The following is a 24,802-nucleotide window of genomic DNA, read 5'->3' on the forward strand; positions in this document are numbered from 1 at the left end:
CATGTTCTTCACCAGATAAGAATTTCCCATGGGTACTGTTGGCACTGTGTTACAAACATCGCCAAAACCGAGAGCCGTGCCTCGTGACGGCCTTCCTCATCGCGTGAATAACGCGGTACTGACCACTAATCCGCTGCGCAGGTATTGCGCCGACCCGAATCTTGCCATTTTCGATGGCCGATATTTCCTGTACTGCACCGATGACGGTGTGGATAATTGGGACACCACCGCGTTCAGTGTGTATGTGTCCGACGACTTGGCCACATGGGAGCGATATCCGGCGCTCGACTTGCGCGATGTGCCGTGGTGGGATGGCTCGGATGGTGCTTGGGCGCCTTCCGTGGTACAGCGCGCGGACGGCAAATACGTGTTCTACTTCGTGGCCGGTTCCCAGATCGGCGCCGCTGTGGGTGAATCCCCGTGCGGGCCGTTCGTGCCTGAGCCCGAACCAATCGTGCGCGAAGGTACGTTCGATTGCCGCACCATTGACCCCGGCGTATACGTGGAGGATGATGGCACCCGGTACTTCCTGTGGGGCAACGGCATAGCTTGGGCCGCGCCGCTCAATGAGGACTGTCTGTCGTTCGACGAATCGCGCGCTTTCAGCTGGGTGCCGGGCGATTTCCGTGAAGCCATCTGGATTCACAAGCGCAACGGCATCTACTACGCCAGCTGGTCGGAGAACGACGCCCGAGAGCCGGAATACTGCGTCAAGTACGCGATGGCCGAATCGCTGCATGGGCCCTGGAGTGAACCGCGCGTGCTGATCGAACAAGACCCGGCGCGCAAGCTGTATGCCACCGGTCACCATAACATCGTGAATATTCCCGGCACCGACGAATGGATTATCGCGTATCACCGGTTCGCCTACAATCCGGCCGGTCGCTGGGCTGGAGGCGATGGCTGTCATCGCGAAGTGGTATTCGCGCCGCTTGACTACAATCCTGACGGCTCGCTGGTTCCCGTCCGCCCGCAAGTTGGTTCCTACGTGCGTTCGCTGACGTTCTGACCTGTAGGCTGTTTGTCTCTGTCTGTTCGTTGTCTTCGCCTTGCTTGCGTTTTTGTACGTTTTATCTGTTTCGTGAGTTTCGTGCGTTCTGCGGATTTCACGCGTTTCGCGCAGTGCCGTACGCTGATCACCATTCAGCGTGCGGCACTTTTGCATATCTCACGTGTTGCGGGAGATGCCGATTCCGTCGCACAATACGTAAAACGTGAATGAACCATTCACTATTCTTGTGTTTTTTGTGACTCAAAGTGCGTTTTGCATATGTAAAAACGTGAATGCTAAGATGATATCAGTATGTGATTGTGTGATGACCTGCGTGTTTTCAGTCATTCTCTACAAAAGAGGAGGGGAATATGCTCAAGCGCCATGCATATGACCAGTTGCTGAATTGGAAGAACCGTAAAACCAAGCAGGGCTTGCTGGTCACGGGTGCCCGGCAGGTGGGCAAGACCACGCTGATTGAGCAGTTCGGTGCAGACCATTATGAGCATGTGGCTAAGGTGAATTTCATCGAAATGCCTCAGGCGGCCGAAACGGTAAGCAAGGCCAAGGACACCGAAGACCTGATACTGCGGTTATCGGTACTTTCCGGCACGGAAATTACGCCGGGCAAGACTCTGCTGTTTCTTGACGAGATACAAGCGTGTGAGGACATGCTCACGTGGACCAAATTCCTGTCTGGCACCAAAGGATTGGATGTCATTGTTTCTGGCTCCCTGCTGGGCATTGACGTGTTCAATGTGCGCTCGATCCCGGTGGGATTCCTGCAGACGATGCGTATGTATCCGCTCAATTTCTATGAGTTCTGCGCTGCATGCCGGCTGCCTCAGTCCGCTCTCGATACGCTGCGTGAATGTTATGTGGATCGACGGGAGGTTCCCGATTATCTACATGAACGGCTCACCGACCTGTGGTACAAGTATCTGCTGATTGGTGGCATGCCCGACGCAGTGCAGTCATTCGTGGATTTTGCCGATATTGTCAAGGTCCGCAATACTCAGCAAGCCATATTCGATACCTATGAATACGACATCACCAAATATGTCTCCGATTTGGTGGAACGTCGTCATATCAAGAGCATTTACGAGGCGATTCCAAGTCAGCTCAATGCGGAAAACAAACGATTCAAGTTCTCCAAGTTGGGCAAGAATATCAGGTTCGCTCATATGCAGACGGCGTTCGATTGGTTGGCGAACGCAGGTATTGCCTTGCCTACTTCGCGCGTGCAGGACCCTGAATACCCGCTGACGGAGCATGCCGACGAGAACACGTTTAAACTGTACATGAACGATGTCGGTTTGCTGACCTCCCGTTTGATGCGCAGTGTGGACTTAGAGATTGTGAATCACCGATCCAGTATGAATTACGGGTCGATTTTCGAGAATGCAGCGGCTCAGGAACTGTTTGCACAGGGATTGGAACTGCATTACTTCAACCAGAACCGTATTGGTGAAGTTGATTTTGTAGTGCAGCAAGGTCTGGATGATATTTCACTGGTTGAAATCAAATCGGGCAAGGACTATACGCGGCATCGGGCCATGAACAACCTACTGGATACCGACAATTATCGGTTTGCCCATGCCTACGTGTTCCATGATGGCAACGTGGAGACTGTTGGACGAGCCGAATACCTGCCCATATACATGCTGGGTTGTTTGAGCGTGATGTAACGCGCACCACTTTCCCGGGAATGTGCCGCGGATTGGGTCTGTTGCCCGGTCTAGCGGTTCGGTCCATTGACCCAGCCTGTTACTTCACCCTTACCGTCCGCAATGGAGTGAACCGACTAATCCATATCCGCAAAATCGACAAGCGTCACTGTACCGTCTTGCGCCGCGCGGGCGGCGACATGCTCGTCGAAGCCTGATTTGGAGAACAGCATGTAATGGCTGGTTTCGGGGTGCAGCAGTCTGGCGCGATTGCGCAGCACTTCCAACTGCTGCAGACCGGATGGCACGCTGCGCCATTTGCATTCGCAGAATAGGAGAGTTTTCGGTTTTTCTCCTGAAGCCACGATGTCAATTTCCTCCTGACTACGGGTGGTCGGATTGGCGCCCCACCAACGTCCGGCATCAAGCATGAGGAAAGGCAATGCCTCGGTACCGTTATGGGACCATATCCACTGAACGCAGATGTCTTCGAACACCTGCCCCATAAAGTCGGAGATAGTGCGCATAACACGGTCGGCGGCGAGATCGGCATGACCGGATTGAATGAGGGACATGTTGTTCGGCACATATCGGTACCAGAATCGGAAGAACGAGTCCTCGATACGGTAGATCGTCTTGCGAGGAGCGTCCTCGCCGAAAGGTGTCTCCTTGCGAACGATTCCCAGATCGATGAGATTGCGCAAATAGGTGGCGCATGAGGACGATTCCATATGGCATGCGGTGGCGATGGTGTTCGACCGAGATGCCCCGGAGGCAATGGCCTGGATTACGGCGTTGTACTCGGCCGGACTGCGCAGCTCCTGCTTCAGCAAGTTGTCTGGCTCCTCAAACAGATAGCAGCTTGGATCGAGGATGTTCCAACGGATGTTGTCTCGGATGCTGATGCCGTCGTCCAGTTGCCGAAGATACTGCGGGATACCGTCGGTAAGTCCGTAAGCAATGGCGGCGTCCTCGTTGCTGTATCTTGGCAAGAACTTGCGGACATCGGCGTAGCCGAATGGCTCCACTTTGATTTGAGCGGTGCGTCTGCCGTACAGGGGGCTCTCATACCCAAGCACCTGGCGCTCCATGAACGACATGGAAGAGCCGCATAACACCATCATGAGCTGACTGTCATCCTTATGGCGGTCGATGGCATGCTGCAGGACCGAATTGATGGTCCGGTCTGCTTTGGCCAGATATGGGTACTCGTCGATGACGAAGGCGATGCGTTGCTTTGCGGCCAGCACGAACACCGCTTCCAGTGCGGATTCAAAGCTGCGGTATACGGGCGTTGTCTCGAACGCCTCTGAGCCCTTTTCATACAGAGCAATGCTGCGGCTTAACGATTCGAGATTCTTGGAAGCGCTGGATTCGATTGCCGAAAAGAAAATCGTGGGGCGATCTTCGAGGAAGCGGTTGATGAGTGTGGTCTTGCCCACGCGGCGACGGCCGCAGACCACGACGCACTCGAACTGCTGTGAGCTCCAGCGGCGTTCCAGTGCCGAAAGCTCCTTATCTCGCCCGACGAACATGGCCCTTGTCTCCTTGCTTTGCTGTCTGCCTGGTGCACACGCGCAAATTATAGAATCGTAATTTACTTAATTATGATTCTATAATTTGGTCGACTGGTATGCAACAGGTCTCGAGCGTGCATTGCCGCATGCGCAACGTTTCGCGCGACACATTCCGGGGAATGTTGCGCTTAGCGGGCCGTGCCGCGTTGCTAATGCGGGGAACACGCAGAGTTGCGGGCCGTTGCGATTAGACGCAGGTCGCCTAGACTAGTACGCGTTTGCGAAAGTCGAACGTGCTTCGACCGATGAAGGAGAGCTTCGGTCATGCGGCCAATGACAGGCGCAGTGCGAAGCACGGCTGATCGTGAATCGCGGCGGCAGCGATTGCCGCGTGCGGCGCAGGAGCATGCCGCACCATACCACAAGCAAACAATCCCCAAGAAACGGTGATCTCCTCACATGTACGTCGATCCGGGAATCAATACCAGCGCAAGCAATCTCAAATGGGTGCTGCCATACTGCAAACCAGACCTGCCCCGCGTGGTAGGCGCGCTTCTACTGTTCATCGCAAATAACACGATGGCCCTGACCATTCCGATTCTGTCCGGTATCATCGTGGACCGCGTCATCGTCGGCGGACATGCCGACGAACTGCCACGTCTGTGTGGACTGATGATCCTCATGACCATCATCCGCGTGGGCGCGCGATACGGCTACCAGATGTGGATGGAGCGTTTCGGCCAGAACTCGGTCTACCGCCTCGTCTCCGACGAATACGAGAAGCTGCACGAGCTCGACTTCACGTATTTCAACCACACACGCACCGGCGACATCATGAGCCGACTGACCTCCGACACCGACGCGATCCGCCACTGCCTGAGTTGGGTGAGCTATCAGATTGCCGACTGCGTGGTCATGTTCGTGGGCGCCCTGTGCGTGATGTTCGCCATCGATTGGCGACTCGCGCTCGTCCTGGCCTGCGTCACGCCGTTCATTTTTGTGCTCACGCGCGGCCTGTCCACGCACGCCCACCCGCTGTTCTTCGCCATCCGCAACTCGCTGGCCTCCCTCAACTCCATGGTCGAAGAGAACATCGAGGGCAACCGTGTGGTCAAGGCATTCGTGCGCGAACCGTACGAGACCGAAAAGTTCGACGAGCACAACGACGATTACATGCAGTGCAACATGGCCTTGGCCTACAACTCGCGCAAGTACATGCCGTGGCTGGACGGCCTCGGCTTCTCGCTGCAGCTCATCACCCTCGGCCTCGGCGGCTTTCTGGTCATCAAGGGCTACATGACCCTCGGCAATCTGGTGAGTTTCAACTCCTTCCTGTGGATGATCGACGGCCCGGTGCGCCAGTCCGGCTGGCTGATCAACGACTGGCAGCGATTCAACGCCAGCTGCATCAAAATCCGCAAGCTGCTCACCGAACAGCCGCGCATCGTGGAGAAGCCCGACGCGGTCGAAGCCGTCAAGCAGGCGGTCACGATCGTCGAGCAAGTCAAGCACGATGATGAGGCTACCGGGGCTACCGGAGCGTCCGTGGCTTCCGGAACATCCGGTGCCCAGCAGTCCACCGAACGCAAGTCCTGCCCGCTGCACATCAAGGGCGACATCCGCTTCGACCACGTCAGCTTCGCCTTCCCGGACGACCCGGAGACCCCGATCCTCAAGGACCTCGACTTCACCGTGCCCGCCGGCTCCAAGCTCGGCATCCTCGGCGAAACCGGCGCGGGCAAGTCCACGCTCGTCAGCCTCATCTCCCGCTTCTACGACCCGACCGTTGGCCATGTGCTCATCGACGGCATCGACGCACGCGACTGGCCGCTGGCCACCTTGCGCTCGCAGGTGTGCATCGTGGCGCAGGATACCTTCCTGTTCTCCGACACCATCGGCGGCAACATCGGTTTTGGTGCCAGCGGTGATAGCGACGACCGATATATCCAGAAAATGGCCCAGATCGCCGGCGCGGACAATTTCATCAGGTCGATGCCACAGGGTTATGACACCGTCGTGGGCGAACGCGGCGTGGGCCTGTCCGGCGGGCAGAAGCAGCGCCTGTCGCTGGCCCGCGCGCTCGCGGACAATCCGTCGATCCTGATTATGGACGATACGACCTCGGCCGTCGATATGGAGACCGAGGCGGAGATCCAGAAGCACCTCAAGGAGATGGACGGCGGCAAGACCATCGTCGCCATCGCCCACCGCATCTCGTCGGTCAAGGATTCCGACCTGATTCTGGTGCTCGAGCACGGACGTATCGTCGAACGCGGCACCCACGCCGAACTCGTGGCCGCACACGGCCGCTACTGGGACATCTACCACAAGCAGCTCGGACTCCAGTCCGGCGTCGCACAAGGTTTTTAGAAGAGGACTTATGGCACAACGCAATACATACCGCGAGGATGAGGAACTCGAGGAGCAGATCAACTTCCGGGACATCCTGCGCGTCGGCAAATATCTCAAACCGTATATGGCACAGGTGGCGCGCATTCTCGTCGTCGTCATCTCGATGAGCTGCATCGTCGTCGCCGTGCCGTACCTGACCAAGATCATGATCGACGAGGCGATCCCGAACAAGGACCTCGGCAAGCTCGGCATCCTCGCCGTGATCCTCGCCGCGCTGATCGTGCTGTACGAGTTCGGGCTGCGCTACCGCACGGTGGCGATCACGCGCGTCGGCCAGCTCATGCTCAAGGACATGCGCCGCGATATCTTCACGCATATCCAGACGCTGCCCTTCAGCTACTTCGATTCGCGCCCGCACGGCAAGATCCTGATCCGCGTGGTCAACTATGTGAACACGCTTTCGGACACGCTGAGCTCCGGTCTGATCAACGTGATCTCCGACGTGTTCACCTTCGTGATCACGCTGATCGTGATGTTCGTGATCGACTGGCAGCTGGCCCTGTGGAGCCTGATCCTGTTCCCGGTGCTCATCATCTGGGTGCGCGTGCTGCAGATCTTCCAGCGGCGCGCCTTCCAGAAGCTCTCCAACAAGCAGAGCAACCTGAACGCCTACATCCACGAGTCGATCGCCGGCGTGAAGACCACGCAGACCTTCGCACAGGAGCGGGCCCAGTTCAGGACCTTCCAGGAACAGCAGGGCGAGGTGCGTTCCGCGTGGATGCACGCCGTGCACATCCAGTTCCTCATGTGGCCGGGCGTGCAGACCATCTCCGTGATGACCATCTCGTTCATCTACTTCGTTGGCGTGATGGGCTTCGGGGGCGTGAACGTGACCACCGGCGTGCTCATCGCGTTCGTCGGCTACGCGAACAACTTCTGGAATCCGGTGATCAACATCGGCAACTTCTACAACCAGCTCATCACCTGCTCGGCGTACCTCGAGCGCATCTTCGAGACGCTCGACGTCACGCCGGAGATCCGCAACAAGCCCGACGCGGCGGACCTGCCGCAGATCCGCGGGCGCGTCGACTTCAACGACGTGGTGTTCCGCTACGAGAAGGACGGCCGCAACATCCTCAACCTCGTGGACTTCCACGTCGAACCGGGGCGCACAATCGCGCTGGTCGGCCCGACGGGCGCCGGCAAGACGACGATCATCAACCTGCTGTCGCGCTTCTACGACGTGTCCGAGGGCTCGGTGACGATCGACGGCTACGACGTGCGCGACGTGACGCTCGCATCGCTGCGCCGGCAGATGGGCGTGATGCTGCAGGACACCTTCATCTTCTCCGGCAACGTGCGCGAGAACATCCGCTACGGCAAGCTCGACGCCACCGACGAGGAAATCGAGGCGGCGGCGAAGGCCGTGCACGCGCACGAGTTCATCATGGAACTGCCCGACGGGTACGACACGGTGGTGGAGGAGCGCGGATCGACCCTGTCGGCCGGCCAGCGCCAGCTCATCGCCTTCGCGCGCGTGCTGCTCGCCGACCCGCGTATCCTGATCCTGGACGAGGCGACGAGCAACATCGACACGCGCACCGAGGAGGCGCTGCAGGCCGGCCTGCAGCATCTGCTCAAGGGGCGCACGAGCTTCATCATCGCGCACCGCCTGTCGACGATCGAGAACGCGGACGAGATCTTCTACATCGATCACGGCCAGATCGTCGAGCACGGCTCGCACGCGCAGCTGCTCGCCGCCAAGGGCGCGTACTACCGCCTCTACGAGTCCCAGTACGCGATGATTCGCGTGGCCAGTGGAGCGCCGGAAGAGTGACGAGATGTTGCGCACAAGGATGCGTTTAGCGGCGTTTCACATAGCGGGTGCTGCGACCGGCACCGATTTTGATGATCGTACCGGAGTCCAACAGTGATTTCAGCGTGCGCTCAATGGTGGTGGTGCTGGTATCGGGCATACGAGCGAGAATATCGGCCTTGGAGAGTGGCATTAGGGATCGATCAAGCAGTGCTTCAATCCGCGTTCCCTTGGTGGCTACTCGCGGTGCTCCCTGCGCTCTGCCGCCTGCCGTGAGATTGATGCGTTCGTCGAATTCCTTGCACGCGGACAGTATGATGCCAAGCAGGTAGTTCGTGAATGGCGCATAATCATTGGCGTTGTCGTCCCAGCCTTGGGTGCTTGCGGCCAGCGCCTCATAATAAGTGCTTTTACTTTGCTCGATAAGGTGTTCGATACTGATGTATTTGCCGACCATATAGCCATTGCGGCACAGCATCAGGAGCGTGAGTAGCCGACTCATACGGCCATTGCCGTCATTGAACGGATGTATGCAGGTGAAATCGAGAATGAACATGGCGATGGCAAGCAATGGATCGGTATGTCCATCTCGGATTGCTTGCGTGTAGGCGGAACACGCGCGTTCGATCAGTTCCGGTGTGACAAGTGCGGACGGTGGGGCGAATCGCACGGTGCTGGTCCCGTGTGCATCTCGTTCGATGATGACGTTGTCACTGTCCTTGAAATGCCCCGCAAAGGTCAGTGGTGTGTGTCGGAAGAGGTCGCGGTGCAGTTGAAGAATGACGTTCGGGGTAATCGGAATATAGTCGTGGCTTTCGTGAATAACCGATAGCGCGTCACGGTAACCGGCAATTTCTTCTTCATTGCGATTGCGCGGTGTGACTTTCTCCGAGACGAGATCGTTGAGCCTGCTATCGCTGGTAGAAATACCTTCGATGCGGTTTGAGGCATCTGTGCTTTGGATGCGCGCGACGGCAACCAGCGTCCCCAATATATCCGGTCTGATTGTTGTCTGTATGCTTTGACGCCCTTTTGCCTCGTGAATAGCGGCAAGCAAACTCGTGGTGTGCGGGGTGAGCAACGTCTTACCTGACTCGATGTAGTCGAATGATCTCATACTGCCTCATTTTCTGCATCATACGAACTTTTCTGCATCATATTTTATCAAAATGAGGCAGAAAATGGGCTGATGAGGCAGAAAAGGCGGCAGGATGGCGGCCATCTCGCTTGCTGATTGCGCTACTTTCCCGGGAATGTTGCGCTCGTGGCAAGAAACGGCAAGTTCAGGCGGACGAGATTGGCGGCATGTAATCGCTCGAAGGCTTGGCCCGTATGGCTTGGCCAGGCAGAGGTTGGCCAAGTGGAAGTTGGCCAGTGTAGAACGCAATCTGGGGAGGCGTTCCATGACAAGCAATACTTATCATTTGGGGGTGGTGCCGTTTTCTTGGACTGTGATTCGAGGGGGCGGCCATGGCGAAGTACAGCAAGGAGCAGCGTCGGTGTGCGGTTGAGTTGTATGTGCGGTACGAGTGCTGCGTTGCGGATGTGATCCGCGAGTTGGGTTATCCCAGTCGAGAGGCGTTGCGCATGTGGCATCGCGATTGGCTCGAGGAGCAGAGGACGGGGACTCGCCGTTGTGTGGAGGCGGTGCGGCTAATGCTGCTTTATTGAAAACTATCAGTGATGTGATAGGTGTATATGATTCCGCGAAGTTCTACCAGAATAAGCGATGGAGCTGAAGTGGCCGCACGGTCTTGCAATTCATAACGGCGTCAGTGGCGAAGGCAATATCAGCGCGCTTCTCGCGGATATGATTCATCTCGCAACCTCCGACGAGATTCCTCGCCTGCAGGCGGCTATCATGTCGCATTTCCTATTCGAGTACATTCACCCGTTCTACGACGGCAACGGCAGGACAGGGCGGTATCTCCTGGCCCTTTACCTGAATCATGATCTGACCATGCCTACGGTACTGTCTTTGTCGCGCACCATTGCGGAGAACAAAAACGCCTACTACAAGGCGTTCGTGGAAGCGGAGGCTAAGCTGAACTGCGGAGAGCTCACGCTTTTCGTGAACACCCTCCTCGGGTTCATCCGTGAAGCCCAGGACGAGCTGATTGGCGAGCTCGAAATCATGGTTGACCAGCTTGACAAGGGCGAGACGATTTGCGAACAGCTTAGGCAGAAGCACGGTCTGTCTGCGAAAGCGGCCTCGATACTATACGGCGTAATCCAGGAGGAGATGTTCGATTCGACCGAGTCCATGTCGCTGGACGACGCCGCCCGCCAAATCGGACTATCCAAGCAAAGTGCGAGAACATACGTGGGGGAGATACTGGATGCGGGTCTCGTCGTTCAGTCCGGGAAGCGCCCGCTGAAGATACAGACGTCGGAATCGTTGAAAAGCATCCTCTCGATGGGAGTGAGTGAGGATTAGGAACTTCGTGCCATGGTTGTAGTAATGCCAAGATTCTCAGGCACTACCGGATTTGTTCGTTTTTGAGGGACTGCGACATATTGGACTCCTACTGCAGTATCGTCCATATCGCGCTTCGTAAGAATGGAGATGATTCTCGATTATTCTTCCATCGAACGAGAGCGATATTCGCTGGGCGTGCATGCGAATTCGCGGTCAAACGATCCTCGCATGGTTTGAGAACTGGGGAATCCGGATTCCCGGACGATTTGATTGATTGGCATATCCGTGTTGGTGAGCAAATCGCAGGCCGCCAGCAGACGTACACGCGTTACGTAGTCTTTAAATGTCACTCCAGAATATTTGCTGAATATCCTTGAAAAATGCTCTCGTGAATATCCGAATTTCTGCGACACCTGTGCGGTGGATAGGGGCTCGCGATAATGACGTTGCACGTAGTGGCGTATTCGTCTAATGACTCGTCCATCCTGGAGTATGGTTTCATCCTCGGTGTCTTCTTGGTTCGCTGCAGCCAATGGTTTGGCGTAGTCAAAAACATTGGTAAGCATGGTGTAGAACCAGGAATTCGCTTCAAGGAACCGTGTCTGCTTGCCGCTGATCAGTGCCGCAAACATTTGTTCGCAGCATTTCAGCAATTGTTGATGATCTTTTTCGCCAATGTAGTCGTAATCCAGCTGTTGTTGGATTTGGGTAATATACGGATATGACGGTAGCAACTCCGTGGGCGAGATCGTTACGGAAAGCGCCTGCGGTACAGCTGATGGTTGTTGAAGATCCTGAATAAGTTCGATGCTATGCAGGCAGCGTGGAGGAATCAGTACTACATCACCGGCATGATGCATCGAACGTTGGGTGCCTTTCATCACTGTGGCCCGACAGCGTCGGACGTATACCACCTCGAAGCCTTCATGCCAATGCAACCTGGCTTTGTCGAATCCCTGATGTGCGATGACCAGGGCAGGGAACTGCGGTGATGTGGTCAATAGCTCCTGATTGGTGCCCTTAACGTACTGCATATCGCCTCCTACCTAGGTCGCTGTTGGTTTGTGCGCCATCAGGACCTTACTGCATCGGCGAACCATGACGTTATCGTCATGGGGTGGGTGATGGCGGTACCGACTACGGCTGCCCAGGCACCCATTTCTATGGCTTTGGCCGCATCGGACGGAGTATGTATCCTACCCTCGCATATCACCGGTACGTGGGGGTGCCGCTCCAGCATTTGAGCGAGGAGCTCGTAATCCGGTCCTTCTGTTTTGGCGCGGGAATCGGTGTATCCAGCCAGCGTGGTGGAGATGATGTCGAATCCTGCATCCACGGCTGCATCGGAGTCTTCGATGCAGCCGCAGTCGGCCATCAGTATTGCGCCCTCGCTTTTGAGTTGCCGCGCGGTCTGCTGCAGAGTTAGACCGTCTGGCCGGGGCCGATCTGTAGCATCGAGTGCCACAATGTCGGCTCCCGCCATGATGCAGGCTCTGGCGTGGCGTAACGTTGGCGTGATGTATACGCCGTTATCGCCTTCCTTCCATATGCCGATGACTGGAACTTTTACTTGGCCTTTGATGGCGCTGATATCGGCAAGACCTTGGCATCGAATGGCGGCAGCGCCGCCGAGTTCTACTGATTGAGCGACTTGGGCCATGGTTTCGGGATGCCGCATTGGCTCGCCGGGATATGCTTGACAGCTGACTATCAGTGTGCCGTGGAGCGAATCAATAAGACGTTTCGAATAAGTATCGTTAGTATTCATATTTCTGCTCCTTATTTGATTTGAGGTCGGCGCACAGAGCTGATGTTGCTCCGATGAGAGGGGCTCTGCCGCCGAGTGTTCCTGTCAAAACCGGTGTTCGGGAAAGAATGCCCAAGGTCTGTCTTTGGATGCCTTGTTTCACAGATTTCATCCATAGTTCTCCAGAATGGACTACGGAGCCGGAAAGGATCACGGCATCGGGATCAAGGGCATTGATTAGTCCGCCAAGAACATCGCCGAGACTCGTGCCGGCCAGAGTGATACTGGTTACGGCTTCCGTACTACCTTGACTGGCCAGTTCGGCGATAGTGCGTCCATTGATGTCGGTGGGGAGAGTATTGTGTCCGTTCTGTTGCAGAGCCCGTCGATAATTATCGGCAATGCCGGTACCTGAGGCGATTGACTCCACATGGCCCTTACATCCACATGAGCAGGATATACCAATGGCGTCGGGATGCGGCAGATGGCCGATATGGCCACAGGCTCCGTGGACGCCGCGTACCAGTTCCCCGTCGATGATTATCGCGCCTCCGATACCGGTGCCGATGGCGGCGACCAGTAGTGATTGGTATTGTCGTCCGCATCCCCAGTGAGCTTCACCAAGGGCGTGTGCCTGAACATCTCCGATGACGATGGCAGGCACGTTGAACGTTGCCGATAATTCGGCTTGCAGTTGAATACCGGCCCAACCGGGAATCAACGAAGTGGCTGATACCACCGAACCGTTGCCGTCAATGACTCCTGCGCTCGCTACACCGATCCCCAATAGTGGGAAAGGAATCTCACCATCGTCCAGACACTGGCGAATGGCTTGAACGACGCGTTGCAATACGGAGGTGCCGCCGAGACGTGCTTTCGTCGGTATGACGTACCGTCGAATCAACGCTGGCATGTCCCGCGGTCTTCCTTGTTCGTCGAGGTCTACGCACATGAGACCAGCGGCGATTTTGGTGCCGCCGATGTCCACGGATATCACCGTATGCTGATGGATTATGCTTGCAAAACTCATAGGCATCTCCGTTGGTGTGATTAAGCGGTATGGGCGACTGCACTGCGTCAGTTCGACTCCGCTTTTATTGTTATCAGGCTTCCTCCGAGTACGACAACGACGCCTTGAACCATCGGTCACAAAATCATTCATTTGTATCACGCCCATAGCCCTGTTGCCAATGACCGGCAAATGCTCGCTCAATACGATAGGGGCTTACTGGTGGGCGACGAGGTCCATCATCGGGCAAAGGAGAATATCATGAGCCAACAGACTCAGTCTCAAATCGATGGCAAGCTTAAAGGCAAGTTAATTGCCGTCTGTACGATCGGAGCCGTGGGTGGCTTCCTGTTCGGATACGATACGTCGGTCATCAACGGCGCCGTGACCGCAATCGCCAGTCCGGATTCCGGTTTTGCACTCAGCAGTACCATGAGCGGATTCTCGGTCTCCAGCGCATTGCTGGGATGTGTGTTCGGCGCATGGTTCGCCGGTGTGGTCGCCGATCGTATGGGACGAATTCGTGTACTGGAACTTGCCGCCATATTGTTTGTGGCAGCTTCTTTGGTGACAGGTCTGACGACGAATTTCACCATATTTATCATCTTCCGTATCGTCGGAGGCCTTGGTGTCGGATTCACCTCGGCAATCGGCCCCGCTTACATTTCGGAGATTTCTCCAGCAGCAAGACGTGGCTTCTTCACCAGCTTCCAGCAGATGGCCATCGCATTGGGCATCATCGCATCGCTGGTCGTCAACGATATCTATGTCGTGGCATCCGGTGGCGCTGAAATGCCATTCTGGATGGGGATAGACGCATGGCGTTGGATGCTAGTGACAACAGCCCTGCCTGGCGTTATCATGTTCTTCCTATGCTTCGCTTTGCCAGAGACTCCTCGTTATCTGGTTATGAAGGGCGAGATTGCAAAGGCCAAGACCATTCTGATTGACGTCATCGGTGACAGCAATGCCGATGTGACCATCGCCAAAATCCAGAAGTCGTTCCAGAGCGAGGAGAACGAGAAGAAGGTTTCCTTCAGGGAACTGCGCGGTAAGACGTTCGGTCTCAAGGGCGTGGTCTGGATTTCCATCATCTTCGTTCTGCTGGCTCAGGCCAACGGGCAGAATATCATCATGCTGTACGATTCCAGCCTTTGGAACATGCTGGGCTTCAGCGAGCAGGCGTCGCTGACCATCGCTGTTGTACGTGCGACGCTCGCCGCCGTTGCCACGGTGGTAGGTATGGTGCTTATCGATCGAGTCGGTCGCCGTAATCTTATGAAATACGGAACTTTGCTGATGACGGTATTCCTGGGCATCACGGCCATTGGCTTCGGCCAAGGACAGTTGAGTGCTGACGGTACTCTGAGCCTGTCGATTACGTGGACGTGGATTTCCATCGTATGCACCTACGCGTTCTTCCTGGTTTGCTGTGCCACTACGAACGTCACCGTCTGGGTCATCATCAGCGAAATTTTCCCGAATCGTATCCGTGCCAAGGGGGAGGCCGTGGCGACTGCCGCGAACTGGATGTTCAACTTCCTTATCACTACGATTTATCCTCCTATGCGTGATGGTATCGGTCTTGGATGGACGTACGGCTTCTACACGCTGATGGCATTGCTGGGCTTCTTCTTTGTCGTCAAGTTCCTGCCGGAAACCAACGGTGTGGAGCTTGAGGATATGAAGGCTGAGCTGAAGTGAGGTGGGGAATGATGCGTTATCAAGACGACGATGCAATGACGTTCTCTGTCAACGGAATTCCTTTCACGTTGAATGATATTTACGCTACGAATGGAACTTGTGTTTTGACGCCGCTACAGGAACGGTTGGCCCGAACATGGACTTACCTTGACGAGGATCTTCCCGATACCGCAGACATACCCGATGATGATGATGAGTATCGAGTCTTTATCGATTATGTGCGGCAGCATCGGGCAAGCTACGCGTTCAGTGACGTACGCCGACTGGACTTCCGCAGTGCGTTGCCTGATACCGTGATGAAATTTCCGGATATCGACTATATGGCCGATGGCGGGCGTGCTCATAAGTTGGATATTTTCCTGCCGAAGGACGCATACTTGCGCGGCGACGGTGATATTCCGGTTATTTTCAACATTCACGGTGGCGCGTTCTTCTATTCATTCAAGGAAATTCAGAATGCGTATGCCGCTCAGCTTGCCAGCCGAGGATTTGCCGTGGTGTGCCCCAACTATACGTTGGCACCCGGAGGCGATTTCCTCGATATGTTGACTGATGTGTCGACGGCCTTGCGATGGCTAGTAAGCAATGGTGATGGGTGGCAGCTGTCGGCTGAGCAACTGTTCCTGGTCAGCGATTCTGCCGGCGCATTGCTGGGAACGTTCCTGTTGGCGTGTGAGACCAATGAGGAGCTGTCCTCTCTTCTGGGGATTGATAGTAATCATGTGCGGTTCCAATCAGTCGGTTTCACCTCCGGCATGCTGGTGTATGACCATCTGTTCGATGCGTTCTACCCGGATTCCGGCGAGCTGTTCGAGAAGCTGCGGCCAGCGTTCCGAACATTGATATCACGATTGGAGGGAACACCATATGAGCGTACTGAATCGTTGATGCGAGCAATCGCATATCCGCCGGTATGGCTTTCCACCAGTACCGATGATTTTCTGGAAAACGATGCGCTGTACGCAACGATGCTACTGCGATCGATGAACTGCGATCATGAACTGCATGATCTGCGGTCTGTCAACGGCAAGCGTATTCCTCATGACTATCCCTTGATGACGTGGGATTCCGGCAGCGGAGAACTCAATGACGCAATGATGGCGTTCTTCCGCGAGCATCTATCACCGCGCACATCGCTTACGGCGAGTGTGTAGATGACATTGCCGCCGCAATCGCGAAAAGACGATGACTGCGGCGGCATCCTCAACATCACTCCAACAGAAAGCATGACCCACGGCACCACGCGTCAGGCGCTCAGTCTCATCACCAATCCCATCGTCACCATCGTGTTTTTTGCGCTCGCCGTGTTCGCCTGCTGGCGGTAGCCTACACTGAGAAACCATGAGCAAGCACCACCATCGCGACCGTAGCTGGGCCCCGGCACCTGAAGCATTGCCGGACGACGCCCAGACCATCGACAACCACACTCACGTGGCCTCCGTAATCCCTTTCGCGCGCGCTATGAGCCATGAGGCGCAGGAGAAGGGACAGCCCGAAGTCCCGGTGTACGACGTCGACCAATTGCTGGCGCAGGCGCAATCTGTCGGCATTGGGGGTATCATCGACTGCGGTTGCGAGCTGCCGCACCTGATGACCGCCGTCCAGATGGCCCTCGATCATCCAGGTAACGTGCACGCGGCGCTCGCAATACACCCCAATGAGTCCGTGCTCCACGGGCATCGCGGTGTGCCGGGGCCGGATGGTCTGCCCCTCAAATACAAGCCTTACCATGACACGTCTTTCGAGGACGCGCTCGCCGAAGTACATCGCCTCGCCACCACATACCCCGAGCAAGTGGTGGCTATCGGCGAGACCGGCATGGACCTCTTCCGCACCGGCGAAGGTGCCAAGGAACTGCAGCGTGAGGCCTTCCGCGCGCATATCGCCCTAGCCAAGGAACTGGGCCTGCCCATGCAGATTCACGACCGCGACTCCCATCGCGAGGTTATCGAAACCCTGCTGGCCGACGGCGCGCCCGAACGCACCGTATTCCACTCGTATTCCGGCGACCGTGAGATGGCCGAGATCGCGCGCGAACATGGCTGGTATCTGAGCTTCTCCGGCACCGTGAGCTACAAGGGCAACGACGGCATCCGCGAATCGCTGCGAATCGTGGGTCTGGACCATGCGATGGTCGAAACCGACGCGCCGTACCTGACGCCCATGCCCTACCGCGGGCGCACCAACGCGCCGTATATGATCCCCTACACCTTGCGGGCCATGGCCGATACGCTCGACCTGTCCATCGCGGATGTGGCGCGCGGCACCCGCGATACCGCCCGCGCCGTATACGGACTGTGAGGGCCGGGTGTGCGACCGTCGCGGCGCGTGTAGAGACGATGTGTTGACTTGTAAAATTTGTCAGAATTGTGAACGAGGTCTACCATGATGTACCTGACATAAGCGAGGGGGATGATCTCCACCTCAATGGAGGACTGAACGTATGGCTGAGTCGAACCAAAGGACCGCACGCGCCCAAGAAGCCTCAAAGGCCCAGAAAGCCCAGGCTGGCGCCGCCAAAGCCAAGGCCCGACAGGAAGAAGAAGCACTGCTGAGGGCCGACACCTTTACCAACGCTCCCAAGGTGTCCCGCCGCACTCTCACCAAGGAGGAGCGCGCGGCACTCGCCAAGCAGAGGGAAGCCGAAACCAAGGAAGCCGAGAAAATCGCCAGCGCATGGTCGAAAGGCGGCCTCGGCCGATGGTGGGCCCGCTTGCAATCCAGTCCAGACAAGGTTACCTGGGGCATGGCGATTGTGGCGCTCGGCGTGGTGTACGGCGACATCGGCACCTCGCCCCTTTACACCGCGCAGACCTTCCTTGCCGGTCAGGGAGGGCTTGGCAGCGTAAACCGAGAGGCCGTGCTCGGCATGCTGTCGCTGGTCTTCTGGTCGATTACGCTGATCACTACCGTCAAATATGTGCTCATCGCCATGCGCATCGACAACAATGGCGAAGGCGGCATCTTCGCACTGTACTCGTTGATTCGCAAGTACGGCGCATGGCTCGCGATTCCCGCCATGCTCGGCGGCGCGGCATTCCTCGCGGATTCGGTACTTACTCCGGCGGTTTCCATCAGTTCCGCAGTCGAAGGCTTGCAGACCCTGCCGCCATTGGAAGGGTTGTTCGACGAAAACCCAAGCCTGACCCTGATGATTACCGTCGTGATCATCGTGATTCTCTTCTCCGTGCAGTCGCGTGGCACCGAACGCATCGGCAAAGTATTCGGCTCGATGGTGCTGGTCTGGTTCAGCTTCCTCGCCATCGTGGGCGTCACGAATCTCTCTAACGACTGGTCTGTGTTCGCGGCCCTGAACCCGGTGTACGGCATCAAATTCCTGTTCAGCCCGGACAATGCTGCCGGCATCGCCCTTATGGGCACTGTGTTCCTCTCGACCACCGGTGCCGAGGCGCTGTACTCCGACATGGGCCACGTGGGGCGCGGCAACATCTACTTCACCTGGCCATTCATCAAGGTTGCGCTGGTGCTCAACTACTTCGGCCAAGGCGCGTGGATGCTGGCCAATAGCGATAACCAGCAATACACCGCGATGAAGTCGCTCAACCCGTTCTTCCAGATGATGACCCCGAACGTGCGGTACCTGGCCGTGATCCTGTCCGTCACAGCCGGCGTGATCGCCTCCCAGGCCCTGATCACGGGCGCGTTCACCATGGTTTCCGAGGCCACCCGCCTCAACTGGATGCCCCATCTGCAGGTGCGTTACCCGGCCCGTACGCGCGGCCAGCTGTACATTCCGGTGGTCAACGGCGTGTTGTGCGTGGCCACGCTCGCCGTGCTCGCCATCTTCAAGGATTCCGAGCATATCTCCGCCGCGTACGGCCTGGCGTTGACCATTACGATGATCACCACCACCGTGTTGCTCGGCGTGCACATCTGGCATTCCGGCAAGCGGGTCGGTGCCATCGTGTTCACCGTGCTGTTCTTGGCGATTCAGGCTATGTTCTTCATCGCGTCTATGGCCAAATTCCTGCATGGTGGTTGGTTCACCATGTTGCTGACCGCCGCGATTCTGTTCGTCATGTACACGTGGAATGAGGGCACCAAGCTCGAACGTGCGCAACGCCGTCACATGCGGCCCAACGACTTCCTACCCGCGCTCGACAAGCTGCACAGTGATTTCCGCATCCCGTATTTTGCGGACAACATCGTGTACCTGACCTCCGACTCGGAAACCAAGCGACTCGACACGGACATCTTCTTCTCCATCTTCGCCGACCACCCCAAGCGTGCCCGCGCTTGGTGGGCAGTCAGCGTGGAAACCACCGACGAGCCGTTCACCCGTGAATACTCGGTGGAGAACTTCGGCACGAACTACATCTACCGCGTGCGCTTCCGTTTGGGATTCAAGGTTTCGCAGTCCATCCCTGCGTACATCCACCAAATCATGCACGACCTGTCCAAAACCGGCGAACTGCCTAAGCAGAAGTCGATTTACCCCAAGGTCGACGCCGATCCGGACATCGGCACCATCCGTTACGTGCTGATTCACAAGGCCCTGATGCCGGAATCCAAGGTTTCCGCACGCGGTGCCCTGTCGTTGCAAGCCAAGTACGCAATCCGCCGCATGGCTGGCTCGCCGGTTAAGTGGTTCGGTCTGGCACCTTACAACCCGCTGGTCGAGGTGCAGCCGCTGTTCGTCTCCACCCGCCGCCCACCGCGTCTGAAGCGCACCGATACGGCCAAGACCATCCCGACGCCCACGCCGACTCGTGCAGTGGCCGACCCGGCCGCCGTCCCCGACCCGATGGACACCACGTCCGGGCTCGGGCGATTGGTACAGGAGCTCGATGCCGCCGTATCGGCCGAGGAGCGGAAGATCGCTGAGACCGCTGCCGCCGCTGCGGTCGCTGAGCAGGGCGATAAGGGCAAGGCCAAGAACGGCAAACCCGCCGCCAAGCCTCAGCGCTCCGCCAAACAGAAGCGATAACATACCAGTTTGCAGCGGCGCTGATGCGCTCTATAAAGAATGCCTATAACAGTCGCCGCACGTCGCCACACGGCTTCGGTAAGTTGAAATACCATGTGCAGATTACTGGGATACGCGACGGCAGGCTTCAACCTGAGCCTCAACGCGGTGTTGGGTCGGGACAATGTCGGCGATTTCCGCGAACTGTCTGAAATCCACAATGATGGCTGGGGCGTAGCCCAGCTTTCCGATCCCGCCGAAGCACCGCACGTGCGCGACGGCGGCGCACCCACTCCGGAAACCGGTACCCGAATCTACAAGTCGACCATCGCGGCCCGTCATGACAGCACGTTTGAGGCGCTGGCCGACGAACCGTCTCGCGGTGCCATCTGGCACCTGCGCTTGGCAAGTTCCAATCTGCCGCTCATCATGGAGAACCAGCACCCGTTCTATGCGAACGGCCTGAGCTTCATCCACAACGGCGATATCTCGGACGCCAATGGCCGCAACATCGTCACCAACCGTTCATACCCGGTGAACCACAGTGTGTTCCTCTCCACCGGCGGCCGTTCCGACTCCGCTATCTTCTTCGCGGTGATTCTGGAATACATCGGCTTCGGTTTCCCGCTCGACGAGGCCGTGGCCCAGGCCGTGCGCGAACTGCGCCAAGCCTACCCGAAGTCCAGCTACAACTGCATGATTCAGTCCGAGGACCAGCTCATCGCCCTGTGCGCCGCCGGTCGTGAGAAGACCAGCCCGCGCATCGTGGAAATCTACGATGAGTACGGCCGTGGCGAGCAGGCCGCCGACTACCGTGTGATGCGCTACCGTGAGCTGCGCGACGACAACGGCGACTCCGCCGGTGTGGTGGTCTCCTCTTCCGGCTATGAGCAGGAAGGCTGGAACGTGCTGGAGAACGACCAGATGATCATCGCCTCCAACCGCAACGGCACCTACCGTCTCCGTTCCATCTGAAATAGCTTCATAAGCCGTCTCTGACGAGGGGGGCTGTCAGCCGACAGACTGACTGGGGGGCCCTAGAGCCTCAAATCATCCGCATCCCATACTTCTCCGCCAACGCCGGAATATCCGGCACGCCATACTTGGCCACCAGATTCAGCCATCGTTGTTTGTTCTCTCCGCCAAATCGCTCGGCTCGGGCCGTATACGCCTCGACCTGCAGGAACTTCGGCGGCACTGACTTGCTATGGAACTTGTCGGCGTACATCACCACTTCCTGCTCGAGATTCATCGGCACATAGTCGGCTGGTGGCAATGGCAGCTCCTGGCGCACCACATCCTCGCGCGTAAGTCCCACGCCGGTATGGTTGCGGCAGAACTGGGCGATGGACTCGTCCACGCCCTCGTCGAGCAGATACTCGTAGCCCTTAAGACCGTGCAGAATGTAGCGTTTCTTGCTGAATTTGAGCGGTTCGTCGTCAGAGCCGTCATGCTTGAACACGCGGTAGGTGCCGATGTCATGCAGCAGTCCGCCGATGAGTACTAAATGCTCGTCGAGCAGACGCGGCGGCACATGGCCGCCGGTGACGCCTGCGGTGGGCGGTACCTCCGCGTCCTTCGGTAATGTGCAGCGGCGCGTGAACAGCGCGTTCTGCCGGCGCACGATCTGGCAGCCGATGGTCGCTACAATCACGCAATGCGTGTGCACCAGCTCGTACGCCGCCTTGGACGGCGCGATTTTGCGGTGCAACTCGTCGATCTGCTCCAGTGTGGGAATATATCCGGTCATGATTATCAGGTTTCGCCTCGTACGGTCAGATTTATCCTCAGATTAGCGCGGCAATGAGCCGCGGCATTGAAAAACCCCTGTGATTCGGCAATACGAATCACAGGGGTCCTATGGTCTGAACATCAGATCTTGAAGAGTGTGTCGGCTGCTTCGGCGATCTCGCGTGACGCAGTGAGCACGATAACGCAATGCTTCGGGTCACCGGTGTGCGCCAGCTTGGCCAGCGCGGCGAACACGGTCACCTCGTCATCCGCGTTCAGCCCTCGTGTCGGCTCGTCGAGGATTAGCACTTCGGCCTCGGTGCTGATTGCACGGGCGATGGCCACCAAACGCTGCTGCACCAAAGGCAACGTGCCGACGGCCACGCCGCTGGTGGCCTCGGAGAAGCCGACCTTGGCCAGCAGTTCGCGGGCGATCACCGGCTTGGGCTTCAGGAAGTTGCGGTTGGACGCATTCATGGCGTACAGCACGTTTTGTTCGGCGTCGAGATTCGGTTGCACGGCGTGCAGCTGCGGTACGATGCCCAGACGGTGGCCGCGTAGTTCCACGGGCTCGAGCTCAACAATGTTGGCGCTCTTGTTCATCACCGTGCCAGACGCCGGCGTGGTCAAACCGCTCATCACGCCCATCAGCGCGCGACGCTTGGCGTCGGCGGTGATGCCCGAATCGGGGTCGTCGCTGATCAGCAGCGCGTATGCGTGCCCGGAATAGCAGGAGAAATTCGCGTCATCGAGGATGTTGACCTTGCCCTTGGGACCGGCGACCGTCACCTTGTTCAGGGCAAAGGTCGGGTAGGTCTTGAGCAGAATGTCGTCGGAACCGCCGCCCACCAACACGCGATCGATACGCGAGGCCAGCGTCATGGTGGGATCGGTCGCTTTGCCCTGAGGCTCCGCATGCTCGGCCAATGCGTCTTTGTGATCGGTTTTGGCCAGTCGGAGTGTTTCGTTGACGCGGGCGGCATTGCGCTCGGTCACTTCGGCGGATGCGTTGGCCGAAGCGATGGCGTCTGCTTCGGCCTCGCTGGTCTCGTCGGTTGCTCCGGTTTCGGCAGATGCCAGTGCGCTGTAAATACCATCGTCAACAGTGCCTTCGTCATCAACGTCATCGAAGGTCACGCTGAACTGCACGGAGTCAGCTGGAACGGATTCAATGGCGTCGTTCGTCTCAGTCTCAGAAGTCACTTCGTCAGCCGTTGCGTCAGTGGCCTTCTCGAGTTCCTGATCGTTGTTCTTGTCGCTCATGCCTGTGCCTCCGCATCGTCGGTTGTGGTGGTCGTCTTATTGGCCTCGCCAGCATCATGAGCGGTGGCCTCAGCAGCTTCATCGGTCTCAGCAGCGCCAGTGGTTTCGGCCGTTTCAATCGCCTCAGTCTCGCTCACGGTGCCCCAGTCGCCATCGGCGGCGAACAGCTTGTTCGCGCTGAAGAACGCAAGGCGCAGGGCGGCAAGAATCGCCAGGATCAGGATTGAACCCAGTCCATACCAGACCATGGTCCAAATCAGGTCCGATGTCACCGGGATGGCATGGCCGGATGCCAGAGCAGGTCCGATCGGCTTGGCGGCGAACGCGCCTCCGACCAGACCAATTACGTAGAAGGGCAGGGTGACGATGAACACTTCCAGCATGAACTGCCATCCCAAACGCCCGCGAGTGACGCCGGACACCAGTGCCATGCCGATCTCGTCGTCACGCTTGGACGTCCATGCGCCCGACAGCACGAGGATGAGCAACAGCACGCCGCCCACGCCGGCCAGTATGGCCGTATAGGTCCTCGCCCGCGAGGCCAGCTTGTCCAACGGCTTCAGCGAGGCGGTGTAGGCCTCCAGCGAGGGGGAGGACACGGCGTAACCCTTGGCGGGCAGCTTGGCCTTCTTGAGGTTGGCGACCAAGGCCCGGTATGTGGCGGGGCTGTTGACGTCAAACGTCACGTCCAGGTCGGGCACTTTCCAGCCGGGGGTGTTCTGGTCGACGCTTTGCGGGTCGAGTCCGGCCTTGGAGAAGGCCGGATAGGCGGTGAAGATCGCGTTCTCGCGGTTGCGGGCGGCCGTCACCGGATTGTCGACGGTGGATCCGGACGTGTACCGGTAGATGCCGCGCACCTTGAGTTCGGCCGTGGTCGAGGGATCCGAGGCGGCCGCCACCTTGAACGTGTCGCCCACCTTCAGGCCGTTGGCGGAGGCGAACGCCTTCGACACCAGTGCGCTGGTGGCGTCCGGGTTGGAGGACTTGTTGTCGTAGCTCAGGTCCTTGCCGTCCACGATTTCGAAGGTACCGAGGTCGCTGGCCGTGGCGGCGTCCTTGGTCCAGAACGCCCGCCAGATGAGCCGCCCGCCGGTCGCATCGTCTCCGGCCGTGCCCAGCGAACCGCCGTCGAGGGCCTTCAGGTCGCCGTTCACGCGCGCCGGCGCGGTCTCGGTGAACGTGAAGTTCAGCGAGCTGACGGCCGACTGGATGAGCGCGGCGTACTCGTTGTAGGTGGACCACGTCATGTAATGCCTGGTGGAGGACTGATCGGTAGCGGAGACCTTCTTCCACGTAGCCGCAGTCGGGCGAATGGCCAACGTGGCCTTCTGCTGATCGTACGCGGTGGTGTGTGCGTTGGTATCTTCTTGAATGATGGCCAGTCCGGCGACTGTGCCGAAGGTGACCGCCAAGGTGATGAACGCGGTCAGGGCCGTACGTCCTTTAGAACGTGTCAGGGCCCGCCAGGCGTTGCTGAGGACGAACATGTAATTACCTCTCCCGTTCTCCTAAGCCGAACAGATCAATACGGCTTTAACTATTGTTGCGTTTAGTGACCGTTTTCTTGCGCAATACTGTTATACCCCTCAATGAAGTCTGAGAACATTCCGACAGCGATGTGGTGGTCATGAGGGGATTTGCACCCGGTATGGGATAAAC

The 24,802-nt window shown here is 57.7% G+C and carries 18 protein-coding genes and 1 pseudogene; 11 read left to right on the plus strand and 8 right to left on the minus strand.

The genetic code is table 11. From position 1 onward, the window contains the following. The first annotated feature begins 28 nt into the window (after positions 1-28). Both FYJ31_RS05765 and FYJ31_RS05775 read left to right on the plus strand, forming a co-directional pair. The gene (locus FYJ31_RS05765) at positions 29-1,009 is read left to right on the plus strand and encodes a family 43 glycosylhydrolase (RefSeq protein ID WP_154536232.1); all 981 of its coding nucleotides are present in this window, start codon (positions 29-31) and stop codon (positions 1,007-1,009) included. A gap of 353 nt (positions 1,010-1,362) precedes the next feature. Next, positions 1,363-2,679, plus strand: coding sequence for an ATP-binding protein (locus FYJ31_RS05775; protein WP_077425690.1), 1,317 nt, complete (start codon positions 1,363-1,365; stop codon positions 2,677-2,679). Positions 2,680-2,795: 116 nt separating this feature from the next. Here the strand turns inward: FYJ31_RS05775 and FYJ31_RS05780 are convergent, their stop codons facing one another. Beyond that, positions 2,796-4,193 carry an ATP-binding protein gene (locus FYJ31_RS05780; RefSeq protein WP_154536233.1) on the minus strand — a complete coding sequence of 466 codons (1,398 nt, stop codon included), beginning with the start codon at positions 4,191-4,193 and terminating at the stop codon, positions 2,796-2,798. Positions 4,194-4,634: 441 nt separating this feature from the next. Here FYJ31_RS05780 and FYJ31_RS05785 point away from each other — a divergent pair, with 441 nt between their 5' ends. Continuing rightward, positions 4,635-6,545, plus strand: coding sequence for an ABC transporter ATP-binding protein (locus tag FYJ31_RS05785; RefSeq protein ID WP_154536234.1), 1,911 nt, complete (start codon positions 4,635-4,637; stop codon positions 6,543-6,545). A gap of 10 nt (positions 6,546-6,555) precedes the next feature. Beyond that, a complete protein-coding gene (locus FYJ31_RS05790; RefSeq protein ID WP_041080938.1) occupies positions 6,556-8,364 on the plus strand; it encodes an ABC transporter ATP-binding protein in 1,809 nt (602 codons plus the stop codon). Between the two features lie 25 nt (positions 8,365-8,389). Here FYJ31_RS05790 and FYJ31_RS05795 read toward each other — a convergent pair whose 3' ends face one another. Then, entirely contained in the window at positions 8,390-9,460 is a 1,071-nt protein-coding gene (locus FYJ31_RS05795; RefSeq protein ID WP_154536235.1) for a Fic family protein, read from the minus strand. 612 nt (positions 9,461-10,072) lie between these two features. Between FYJ31_RS05795 and FYJ31_RS05800 the strand changes: the two are divergent. After that, positions 10,073-10,780 (plus strand): annotated as a pseudogene (locus tag FYJ31_RS05800) (Fic family protein); the annotation flags it as partial. A 140-nt stretch (positions 10,781-10,920) separates the two neighbouring features. Here the strand turns inward: FYJ31_RS05800 and FYJ31_RS05805 are convergent. The 3 genes from FYJ31_RS05805 to FYJ31_RS05815 are packed head-to-tail and all read right to left on the minus strand — an operon-like array spanning position 10,921 to position 13,539. Then, positions 10,921-11,796, minus strand: coding sequence for an AraC family transcriptional regulator (locus tag FYJ31_RS05805; RefSeq protein ID WP_065474737.1), 876 nt, complete (start codon positions 11,794-11,796; stop codon positions 10,921-10,923). 38 nt (positions 11,797-11,834) lie between these two features. Further along, complete coding sequence (locus FYJ31_RS05810) at positions 11,835-12,530, minus strand: N-acetylmannosamine-6-phosphate 2-epimerase (RefSeq protein ID WP_154536236.1); 696 nt, start codon at positions 12,528-12,530, stop codon at positions 11,835-11,837. Continuing rightward, a complete protein-coding gene (locus FYJ31_RS05815) occupies positions 12,520-13,539 on the minus strand; it encodes an ROK family protein (RefSeq protein ID WP_154536237.1) in 1,020 nt (339 codons plus the stop codon). The genes FYJ31_RS05810 and FYJ31_RS05815 overlap by 11 nt, the downstream gene beginning before the upstream one ends. Positions 13,540-13,779: 240 nt before the next feature. On the opposite strand from FYJ31_RS05815, the gene FYJ31_RS05820 reads away from it, so the two are divergent. The 6 genes from FYJ31_RS05820 to FYJ31_RS05845 all read left to right on the plus strand — a co-directional run bounded on the left by FYJ31_RS05820 (position 13,780) and on the right by FYJ31_RS05845 (position 21,124). Further along, positions 13,780-15,222: a sugar porter family MFS transporter gene (locus FYJ31_RS05820; RefSeq protein ID WP_154536238.1), complete on the plus strand. Its 1,443-nt coding sequence runs from the start codon at positions 13,780-13,782 to the stop codon at positions 15,220-15,222. Positions 15,223-15,230: 8 nt separating this feature from the next. Further along, on the plus strand, positions 15,231-16,376 hold the full coding sequence (locus tag FYJ31_RS05825) for an alpha/beta hydrolase (RefSeq protein WP_136500748.1): 1,146 nt from the start codon (positions 15,231-15,233) through the stop codon (positions 16,374-16,376). Further along, the gene (locus tag FYJ31_RS05830) at positions 16,377-16,547 is read left to right on the plus strand and encodes a hypothetical protein (RefSeq protein WP_154536239.1); all 171 of its coding nucleotides are present in this window, start codon (positions 16,377-16,379) and stop codon (positions 16,545-16,547) included. 16 nt (positions 16,548-16,563) lie between these two features. After that, positions 16,564-17,523 carry a TatD family hydrolase gene (locus FYJ31_RS05835; protein ID WP_012578620.1) on the plus strand — a complete coding sequence of 320 codons (960 nt, stop codon included), beginning with the start codon at positions 16,564-16,566 and terminating at the stop codon, positions 17,521-17,523. 142 nt (positions 17,524-17,665) lie between these two features. Further along, positions 17,666-20,170, plus strand: coding sequence for a KUP/HAK/KT family potassium transporter (locus FYJ31_RS05840; RefSeq protein WP_014485201.1), 2,505 nt, complete (start codon positions 17,666-17,668; stop codon positions 20,168-20,170). A gap of 93 nt (positions 20,171-20,263) precedes the next feature. After that, a complete protein-coding gene (locus FYJ31_RS05845; protein ID WP_032743842.1) occupies positions 20,264-21,124 on the plus strand; it encodes a class II glutamine amidotransferase in 861 nt (286 codons plus the stop codon). 70 nt (positions 21,125-21,194) lie between these two features. On the opposite strand, the gene FYJ31_RS05850 is transcribed toward FYJ31_RS05845, so the two are convergent. From FYJ31_RS05850 to FYJ31_RS05860, 3 genes are all read right to left on the minus strand, one after another. Continuing rightward, on the minus strand, positions 21,195-21,899 hold the full coding sequence (locus tag FYJ31_RS05850) for an HD domain-containing protein (protein WP_154536240.1): 705 nt from the start codon (positions 21,897-21,899) through the stop codon (positions 21,195-21,197). Between the two features lie 122 nt (positions 21,900-22,021). Next, positions 22,022-23,143, minus strand: coding sequence for an ATP-binding cassette domain-containing protein (locus FYJ31_RS05855; RefSeq protein WP_174774315.1), 1,122 nt, complete (start codon positions 23,141-23,143; stop codon positions 22,022-22,024). Continuing rightward, positions 23,140-24,630, minus strand: coding sequence for an ABC transporter permease (locus FYJ31_RS05860; RefSeq protein ID WP_154536241.1), 1,491 nt, complete (start codon positions 24,628-24,630; stop codon positions 23,140-23,142). Before FYJ31_RS05860 ends, FYJ31_RS05855 begins: the two co-directional genes overlap by 4 nt. Between the last annotated feature and the right edge of the window lie 172 nt (positions 24,631-24,802).

It is taken from the genome of Bifidobacterium sp. WCA-178-WT-4B, assembly GCF_009696495.1.
In the GTDB taxonomy this organism is placed as follows: domain Bacteria; phylum Actinomycetota; class Actinomycetes; order Actinomycetales; family Bifidobacteriaceae; genus Bifidobacterium; species Bifidobacterium infantis.

What these genes read in the sequence shown, in the direction of transcription:
- FYJ31_RS05765 (WP_154536232.1), top strand. Translation starts at nt 29, where the DNA reads ATGGGTACTGTTGGCACTGTGTTACAAACATCGCCAAAACCGAGAGCC.
- FYJ31_RS05775 (WP_077425690.1), top strand. Translation starts at nt 1,363, where the DNA reads ATGCTCAAGCGCCATGCATATGACCAGTTGCTGAATTGGAAGAACCGT.
- FYJ31_RS05780 (WP_154536233.1), bottom strand. Translation starts at nt 4,193, where the DNA reads ATGTTCGTCGGGCGAGATAAGGAGCTTTCGGCACTGGAACGCCGCTGG.
- FYJ31_RS05785 (WP_154536234.1), top strand. Translation starts at nt 4,635, where the DNA reads ATGTACGTCGATCCGGGAATCAATACCAGCGCAAGCAATCTCAAATGG.
- FYJ31_RS05790 (WP_041080938.1), top strand. Translation starts at nt 6,556, where the DNA reads ATGGCACAACGCAATACATACCGCGAGGATGAGGAACTCGAGGAGCAG.
- FYJ31_RS05795 (WP_154536235.1), bottom strand. Translation starts at nt 9,460, where the DNA reads ATGAGATCATTCGACTACATCGAGTCAGGTAAGACGTTGCTCACCCCG.
- FYJ31_RS05805 (WP_065474737.1), bottom strand. Translation starts at nt 11,796, where the DNA reads ATGCAGTACGTTAAGGGCACCAATCAGGAGCTATTGACCACATCACCG.
- FYJ31_RS05810 (WP_154536236.1), bottom strand. Translation starts at nt 12,530, where the DNA reads ATGAATACTAACGATACTTATTCGAAACGTCTTATTGATTCGCTCCAC.
- FYJ31_RS05815 (WP_154536237.1), bottom strand. Translation starts at nt 13,539, where the DNA reads ATGAGTTTTGCAAGCATAATCCATCAGCATACGGTGATATCCGTGGAC.
- FYJ31_RS05820 (WP_154536238.1), top strand. Translation starts at nt 13,780, where the DNA reads ATGAGCCAACAGACTCAGTCTCAAATCGATGGCAAGCTTAAAGGCAAG.
- FYJ31_RS05825 (WP_136500748.1), top strand. Translation starts at nt 15,231, where the DNA reads ATGATGCGTTATCAAGACGACGATGCAATGACGTTCTCTGTCAACGGA.
- FYJ31_RS05830 (WP_154536239.1), top strand. Translation starts at nt 16,377, where the DNA reads ATGACATTGCCGCCGCAATCGCGAAAAGACGATGACTGCGGCGGCATC.
- FYJ31_RS05835 (WP_012578620.1), top strand. Translation starts at nt 16,564, where the DNA reads ATGAGCAAGCACCACCATCGCGACCGTAGCTGGGCCCCGGCACCTGAA.
- FYJ31_RS05840 (WP_014485201.1), top strand. Translation starts at nt 17,666, where the DNA reads ATGGCTGAGTCGAACCAAAGGACCGCACGCGCCCAAGAAGCCTCAAAG.
- FYJ31_RS05845 (WP_032743842.1), top strand. Translation starts at nt 20,264, where the DNA reads ATGTGCAGATTACTGGGATACGCGACGGCAGGCTTCAACCTGAGCCTC.
- FYJ31_RS05850 (WP_154536240.1), bottom strand. Translation starts at nt 21,899, where the DNA reads ATGACCGGATATATTCCCACACTGGAGCAGATCGACGAGTTGCACCGC.
- FYJ31_RS05855 (WP_174774315.1), bottom strand. Translation starts at nt 23,143, where the DNA reads ATGAGCGACAAGAACAACGATCAGGAACTCGAGAAGGCCACTGACGCA.
- FYJ31_RS05860 (WP_154536241.1), bottom strand. Translation starts at nt 24,630, where the DNA reads ATGTTCGTCCTCAGCAACGCCTGGCGGGCCCTGACACGTTCTAAAGGA.